This window comes from Mesorhizobium sp. M5C.F.Ca.IN.020.32.2.1, assembly GCF_004023105.1.
Lineage (GTDB): Bacteria > Pseudomonadota > Alphaproteobacteria > Rhizobiales > Rhizobiaceae > Mesorhizobium > Mesorhizobium wenxiniae.
This window is the reverse complement of the sequence record NZ_RZSX01000372.1, coordinates 1-5862: the sequence shown is the minus strand read 5'-3', so window position 1 is coordinate 5862 and position 5862 is coordinate 1. Positions and strand designations below refer to the sequence as shown.

Below are 5862 nucleotides of genomic sequence, written 5' to 3'. Positions count from 1 at the left end.
TGCATGTCGTGGGCGTAGATTTCGCCGAGCGTGTCGTTCGAGACCTTGCCGAAGAAAGCGGCGCGCCCGCCGAAGCTGGCGACACCTGCCGCTGTGTTGCCGGCGCTGCCGCCGGAGGCTTCGATGGCCGGGCCCATGCGGCTGTAGAGGAGCTCGGCGCGCCTCGTGTCGATCAGGTTCATCGCGCCCTTGATGATGCCGTTCGTTTCCAGGAATGCCTCGTCGCACTGGGCGATGATGTCGACGATGGCATTACCGATACAAAGCACGTCATAGTTCGGCATCAATGATGTCTCCGCGAAAACCACCGGCTTTCTGGCACGCCGGCCGCGGGCGGGTCTAGCGATTTGATGCGGCTTTGCCTAGGGTCGGGATCTATTAATCTGGTCGAACGGCGGATGCACTGCAACACGCTGTCCGCCTGTGTCTTGCCTGTCTCCGCCTGCCTCGGAGATACCAGCCATGGAATTGGAAACGCCGTGATCTCTAGCGCCGCCCGCGCCGCCGCCAGCCGGCTGTTTTCGCCCGAATTCCGCTCGGTGTTCGCAAAAACGCTGGGCCTGACCTTGTTGGCGCTCGCCGCGCTGTGGTTCGCCATCGAGGGCCTGTTCGAATGGCTGGCCTGGCCATGGATCGACGCATGGCTGCCCAGCCTGCCGTCCTGGGCCGGATGGCTGGGCTTCATCGTCGCCGGTATCGGTCTCGCGCTGGGTCTGGCGCTGCTGATCGCGCCGGTGACGGCGATCATCGCCGGCCTGTTCCTCGACGACGTCGCCGAAGTGGTCGAGCGCACCGACTATCCCAATGACCCGCCCGGCCGCGCCATGCCGGCACTGCGCTCGATGGTGCTGGCGATAAGATTCTTCGGCGTCGTCATCGTCGGCAACATCGTGGCCTTGCTGCTTCTGCTGGTGCCGGGCATCAACATCGCTGCCTTCTTCATCGTCAACGGCTATCTGCTGGGGCGTGAGTTCTTCGAGTTCGCCGCCATGCGTTTTCGCCCGGAGGCCGAGGCACGGGCGTTGCGCAAAAAACATGCCGTCACGGTGTTCCTCGCCGGGCTGGTTATCGCTGCCTTCCTCGCCGTGCCGCTGCTCAACCTTCTGACGCCGCTCTTCGCCGCCGCCATGATGGTGCATTTGCACAAGGCGATCAGTGCGCGGGAAGCGGCTTAGGGCGTGCTGATATTCGGGTGATGCCGGCTTGCGAATGGCGGTTTCCTGTGCTTCCGGTAAGCACTCTAACGTTACGCTCCGTTCCGGTCCTCGGAACCCACCGTTCTCAGCACGGGCTGACCCGAATCTCAGCACACCCCCGGCGCTAGCGTAAAAGAAAACCGCGTCCCAACTCGTCGTCGGGTTCGACGATGAATTCGGCCCGGCCGCAGTAGTAGGCGCGGCCGCCGACTCGGGCGATAATGGCGTCATGCAGCCCGGCTTTCGCGGTCCTCGCCACGCTGCCGAAAAAGCGCGAGCCTGCAACACTCTCGAACAGCCGCGTCTGGCCGGCGATTTCGCCCTTGGCATGCATTGCCGCCAGCCGCGCAGTGACGCCCGAGCCGGTCGGCGAACGGTCGACCTCGGCCTCGGCGAAGACGCAGATGTTTTTGGTCGGGGTATCGGAAAATGCGTCCTGTCCGTCGGTCAGGATGGTACCGTAGAGAAAGGCAAGGTCGGCATGGTCGGGATGCGACAGCGGAAACTCGGCCTTCAGTTTCCCGGTCAGCATTGTCGCCGCATCGACGAAATCGCGCACGCGGTTCCTGCCGAATTCCAGCCCGAACTGGCGGCAATCGGCGAGCGCATAGAAGGCGCCGCCATAGGCGATGTCGAAGCCGATCGAACCGAAGCCCGGCAATTCAATCTCCTGGTCGCGGGCGAACAGAAAGGCCGGCACGCTTTCGAACGACACCGCGCCGGCCTTGCCGTCCTGCACCTCGACCGAGGCGACGACCAGCCCGCACGGCGCTTCGATATTGACTGTCGTCACCGGCTCCTGCCGCGCGACGAGCCTCTCGTCGACGGCGTAGCGGCCGAGCGCGACGATGGCGTGGCCGCACATCGTCGAATAGCCCTCATTGTGCATGAACAGCACGGCGAGGTCGGCGCCGGGCAGGTCGGGTTCCACCAGCAGCGCGCCATACATGTCGTAGTGGCCGCGCGGCTCGAACATCAGGATCTTCCTGAGATGATCGAGGTGGTCGCGCACATAGGCGCGCTTTTCCAGGATCGTGCCTGCGGGGATCTTGGGATAGCCGCCGGTGACGATCCGCAGCGGCTCGCCGCCGGTGTGCATGTCGACGACGGTGAGCGTCATGCGTTGGGTTCGGCAAACAACGCCTGCAGCTTGCCGAAAGGCATGGCGGTGCGGGTGAAGCCGAAGGTGCCGTCCTGCTGGATCTCGCGCGCCGCCGTCTCCAGCATGCCGAAGGCGAAATTGGTCAGCCAGGGCCCGAGCGAAATGCGCTTGACGCCTGCCAGGGAAAGATCGGCGATGGTGAAGCCGGGCCTCACCATGACGTTGACCGGCTTGGTCAGCGCCGAGCATACGGTTCGCACCGTTTCGATGTCACTGATGCCCGGCGCGTAGAGCACGTCGGCGCCGGCCTTCTCGAAGGCCTGCAGCCGCTTGATCGTGTCGTCGATGTCGGGCTTGCCCCATAGAAAATTCTCAGCCCGCGCGGTGAAGACGAAATCGTGCTTCAGCGCCCGTGCCGCCTCCGCTGCGGCGGCGACGCGCTCGACGGCATGCGAAAAATCATAGATCGGCTTGTCGGGCTCGCCAGTGTGGTCCTCGATCGAGCAGCCGGCGAGTCCCGCGGCCTCGGCGGCGAAGATGGTTTCGGATGCACTTGTCGCGCTGTCGCCCTTGCCCTTTTCGAGATCGGCCGAGACCGGCAGGCCGGTCGCCGCCGCCACCTCGCGGCAGTGGTGGATCATCGCCTCGAAGGTCACCGCGCCGTCGGGCAGGCCGCGCGAAAAGGCAAAGCCGGCGCTGGTCGTCGCCAGCGCCTTGAAACCGAATGAGGCCAGCAGTTTCGTCGTGCCGACGTCCCAGGGATTGGGCATGACGAAGATCGAGCTGTGCAGGTCGCGAAAGATTTTGCCCTTTTCCATGGATGCTCCCCAGAGTGCGAAGCGCATTTTATCCCGCCACTGCCCGCCGGGCAAACGAATGCGATTGGCTCAGAAACGATTGGCGTTCTCTCCTGCCAATTTATCCAGTGCGTCGGACCCCTTGACGTATGCGGTGCCGTCCCAATGGTAGGTGACGGAGATGTCGCGCGAGGAAGGCTCGGGCGCCGGTTCGTTGCAGCTTTCGCCATTCGGCACGGTGGCATCGGTCACCGTCGCCTTGATGGCCGCATAGGGCTGGCCGTCCGCAATGGTCTGAAACGCCACCTCCTGCGTGCGCTTGTAGGCGCACAGTGACTCGTCAAACGTGTAGATCACGTCGATCAGTTCGAACCTGTCGTCGCGGACCAGGATCAGCGGCGTGCTCACATAGCCCTGGCTCGAATTGAAATGCGTGCTCAGGGTGATGATGGCGTCATCGCTGGGCCCGATCGGCAGCTTGCCCGGATCGCGGAAATAGGTGCTCCGGTCGACGGCGACATTGACAGCGTCGAGCAGTCTCGGCCTGCTGGCAAGATCGTAGAGCGCCAGCACCGCAAAACCCTCGGCGCTGTCGGAGGAGCTCCCGAGGTCGAACAGCATGGCCAGCCGATTCTTGCCGCCTGCCTTGATCTGGAGCACGCCAGCATCAGAAAAGCCCGACGTTACGGGCGGCGAGCCACCGCTATCCGGACCCTCGATATGGCGCATCTCGATCGGCATGGAGCCCCGATAGAAGCCGTCCTTGTCCGCCGCCAGATCGGGAATGACCATCCTGGCGAGGTCGAGATAGATCGTGTCTTTGTGGCCGGGAACGGCGCTGCCAAGGTCCGGGAAACTGACGCCTTGGGTGCCGGCCGCAGTCCACAGGCACGGCAGCAGCAAACAGGCGAGAATGAAGCGAAGCAGGATGGAATTCATATGCTGGCGCCTCCCACTGTCGAACGTTCGCAGACTAGCACGGACGACCGAGGCATCCAGCCGGATGGGAAGCCTGAAGATCAGATCGGTGGATCGGCACCAGCCCGGCAAGTTCGCGCATGTCGTCGAACAGGATGCCGCCGGCCTCGGTCAGGCCGTCGCGGTCGGAATGCGGGTCGCCGTAGTAGGAAAATACGCGCATGCCGGCGGCAATGCCGGCTAACGTCCCGGCGACGCTGTCCTCGATGACGATGCAATCGGCGGGCGCGAAGCCCATCGTGCCTGCAGCATGCAGGAACAGGTCGGGAAACGGCTTGCCGCGCGAAACCATGGTCGAGCTGAACAGCGCATGCTCGAACAGCTGCAGCAGCCCGGTCTGGCCGAGCGTGATGTGCATTTTCGAAACCCGTGCCGATGAAGCGACGCAAGTTGCGATGCCGGCAGCGTGCACGGCTTCGATGAACTCCTTGACATAGGGGACGGCTTCGACGCCATGCGCGAACAGGTCCGGCAGGCCGGCGTTCCAACGCTCGACGAAATCGGCGCCGAGGCTCACGCCGGTCGCCTCGACCTCCTTTTGCACCGATACCATGGAGCGGCCGGAGAAATTCTTACGGCAATATTCGAAGCTGGCCGGGTAGCCGGCAGTGGTGAGCCATTCGGCGAGGCGTCGATTGGCCAGGTTCTCGGTGTCGACCAGAACCCCGTCGCAATCGAAGATGACGAGTTTGGGTATTCTCATTCACTATGCTCATCAGGCCGTGCCGGTCGATCCGAAGCCGCCCGAGCCGCGCGCCGTGCCGCCGGCCAATGTGCGCTCCTCGACCGTCGCCTGCATCACGGACGCAAAGACAATCTGGGCGATCCGCATGCCGCGCGTCACTGCGAAATCTTCGTCGCCGAGATTGATCAGCAGCACCTTGACCTCGCCGCGATAGTCGCTGTCAATGGTGCCCGGCGTGTTGAGACAGGTGAGGCCATGCTTGAAGGCGAGGCCCGAGCGCGGCCGGATCTGACCTTCCACGCCCTCCGGGATCTCCAGGATCAGTCCGGTCGGCACCAGCGCGCGTTTTCCCGGCAGGATCAGCAGCGGCCGGTCGTCCGGCACCGCGGCGCGCAGATCCATGCCGGCGGCGCCCGGGCTTTCATAGGCGGGAAGCGGCAGGCCCTCGCCATGCGGCAGCCTGACGAAGCCGACGGCCGGACCGATGACGGAGGAAGTGTAGAGGGCTGCGCGCATGAGGCTGATCCTATCGTTACCAACGCCGATTCGGTCAACTCGGCGGCAATGCTATCAACGGCTTTCTTTCAGCGCAGTTCCACTTCAGCGCAGTTCTACGGGAACGACCGTCGTTTCCTTGATCTCCTCCATGACGAAGGAGGCCGAAACATCCGACAGCGCCACCTTGGCGATCAGTCGCTGATAGAGCCGGTCATACGCCTTCACGTCGGCGACGCGGGCACGCAGCACATAATCGAGGTCGCCGGACATCCGGTAGACGCCGGTGATCTCGGGAAAACCGGTGACTGCCGCCCGGAATTTTTGCAGCCAGTTCGGATCGTGATTGGAGGTCCGGATCAGGACGAACACCGAAAGGCCGAGGCCGAGCTTGTCCGCATCGACCAGCGCCACCCGGCCGGTAATCACGCCGTCTTCTTCCAGCCGCTTGACCCGGCGCCAGCAGGCGTTGCGCGACAGCGACACCCTTTCCGACAGTTGGTCGACCGACAGTGTACCGTCGCGTTGCAGCTCGGCCAGCAATCTTCGGTCGATCTCATCGATTTCCAGCGGCATGTGGGATGCTTGTCCCAATGATTGGCAAAATAC

Annotated in this window: 7 protein-coding genes and 1 pseudogene; 1 reads left to right on the top strand and 7 read right to left on the bottom strand. The window is 63.7% G+C overall.

All coding sequences use genetic code 11. The annotated features are described in order from the left end of the window. Positions 1–284, bottom strand: a pseudogene (locus tag EOA86_RS18915) (adenosine kinase); the annotation flags it as partial. Between the two features lie 195 nt (positions 285–479). Between EOA86_RS18915 and EOA86_RS18910 the strand changes: the two are divergent. Continuing rightward, on the top strand, positions 480–1175 hold the full coding sequence (locus EOA86_RS18910; RefSeq protein WP_029347756.1) for a sulfate transporter family protein: 696 nt from the start codon (positions 480–482) through the stop codon (positions 1173–1175). Between the two features lie 145 nt (positions 1176–1320). Here EOA86_RS18910 and EOA86_RS18905 read toward each other — a convergent pair whose 3' ends face one another. From EOA86_RS18905 to EOA86_RS18880, 6 genes are all read right to left on the bottom strand, one after another. Beyond that, positions 1321–2316: a proline racemase family protein gene (locus EOA86_RS18905; protein WP_095521047.1), complete on the bottom strand. Its 996-nt coding sequence runs from the start codon at positions 2314–2316 to the stop codon at positions 1321–1323. Further along, a complete protein-coding gene (locus tag EOA86_RS18900) occupies positions 2313–3116 on the bottom strand; it encodes an oxaloacetate decarboxylase (RefSeq protein ID WP_128343071.1) in 804 nt (267 codons plus the stop codon). Before EOA86_RS18900 ends, EOA86_RS18905 begins: the two co-directional genes overlap by 4 nt. 69 nt (positions 3117–3185) lie before the next feature. Next, positions 3186–4034, bottom strand: a complete 849-nt coding sequence (locus EOA86_RS18895) for a hypothetical protein (RefSeq protein ID WP_128343070.1) — start codon at positions 4032–4034, stop codon at positions 3186–3188. Positions 4035–4068: 34 nt separating this feature from the next. Next, complete coding sequence (locus EOA86_RS18890) at positions 4069–4776, bottom strand: HAD family phosphatase (protein WP_128343068.1); 708 nt, start codon at positions 4774–4776, stop codon at positions 4069–4071. A 12-nt stretch (positions 4777–4788) separates the two neighbouring features. Further along, positions 4789–5274 carry a dUTP diphosphatase gene (dut, locus tag EOA86_RS18885; RefSeq protein ID WP_128343066.1) on the bottom strand — a complete coding sequence of 162 codons (486 nt, stop codon included), beginning with the start codon at positions 5272–5274 and terminating at the stop codon, positions 4789–4791. A gap of 84 nt (positions 5275–5358) precedes the next feature. Beyond that, positions 5359–5829 (bottom strand): Lrp/AsnC family transcriptional regulator, encoded by a 471-nt coding sequence (locus tag EOA86_RS18880; protein WP_065006000.1) that lies wholly within the window; start codon positions 5827–5829, stop codon positions 5359–5361. Positions 5830–5862 lie beyond the last annotated feature (33 nt).